Annotated in this window: 1 protein-coding gene and 1 pseudogene; both read left to right on the top strand. The window is 73.1% G+C overall.

Features of this window, described 5'->3' with window-relative positions; all coding sequences use genetic code 11:
• Nucleotides 1–333 (top strand): annotated as a pseudogene (locus DQW06_RS13670) (hypothetical protein); the annotation flags it as partial.
• Nucleotides 334–432: 99 nt separating this feature from the next.
• On the top strand, nt 433–1,168 hold a 736-nt coding region (locus tag DQW06_RS13665; RefSeq protein WP_117198582.1), incomplete at its 3' end, for a hypothetical protein.

Here is a 1,168-nt window from a genome sequence, read left to right as displayed (position 1 = left end):
CGCTCGCTGGGCCTGCGCAACGCCGAGCACACCGGCGCGTGGGTGCGCGCGCTCGCCGAGGCCCCCGTCACCTCCCGCCTGCACACCCTGGACCTGTCCCTGGGCACCCTGCGCGACGAGGACGTCCCGCACCTGCTGGAGTCGCCCGTGTTCCGCGGCCTCAGGCGTCTGGACCTGCACCACCACTACCTGTCCGAGGACGCGGAGAAGGAGGTCCGCGCGCTGTTCACCCGGGCCGGGGTGGAGACCGACCTGTCGGACGGGCAGGTGCCGGAGGTCGACTCCTATGACGGGGAGACCGAGCTCCACTACTACACGGCCGTGTCGGAGTAGTCCCGGGAACCGCCGGGGCCCGGACGCGGACGGCCCGGGCTGTCGGGGCCCGCTGGTAGGTATGGACGCAACACCCCGTCGCACCCCCTGGGAGATCCCGTGGCCTTCGACGCCCACCTGACCGAGTTCGCCGGACTGCCCGTCGTGGAGTACCGCTCCTCAGAGGGGTGGACCCGGGAGGCCGAGAAGGAGCGCGAGAGGGCGAAGTGGCGGGGCGGGAGCTTCACCGACCCCGGCCCGTACCCGCCCCCGGCGCTGGCCTCGGCCCTGGCCGACCCCGGGTCGGTGGCCTGGCGCCTCAGCGACGACGAGGAGCCCCTGGACGACTACCGGCGGTTCATCGCGCAGGTGGACCAGGACCGGGTCTCCGCCGTCGTGCTCGGGGACATGCGGGAGACCTTCTCCGTGCAGTGTCCCGACCCCCTCAAGCGCGCCCTCCTGGAGGTGGCGCCGGACCTGACCGGGCTGCGCTCCCTCTTCTACTGCGACGTGACCTTCGAGCAGATCGAGGTCTCGTGGATCGAGCTGGGCGACATGGCCCCGGTCCTGGCCGCCCTCCCCCGGCTGACCGAGTTCGGGGTTCGCGGCACGGGCGAGATGAGCCTGCACGTGCCCCGGCACGACTCACTGCGCCGCCTCACCCTCCAGGGCGGCGGACTGCCCGCGAAGCTCACCCGCGAGGTCGTCTCGTCCGGACTGCCGAACCTGGAGCACCTGGAGCTGTGGCTGGGCGTGGAGGACTACGGGGGCGACACGACCCCGGAGGACCTCGCCCCGGTCCTGTCCGGGGAGGCCTTCCCCGCACTGCGCTCGCTGGGCCTGCGCAACGCCGAGC

The organism is Nocardiopsis sp. TNDT3, assembly GCF_003427465.1.
Classification (GTDB): Bacteria; Actinomycetota; Actinomycetes; order Streptosporangiales; family Streptosporangiaceae; genus Nocardiopsis; species Nocardiopsis dassonvillei.
The sequence above is the reverse complement of the archived record's forward strand: the minus strand, read 5'-3'. Positions and strand labels throughout refer to the sequence as shown.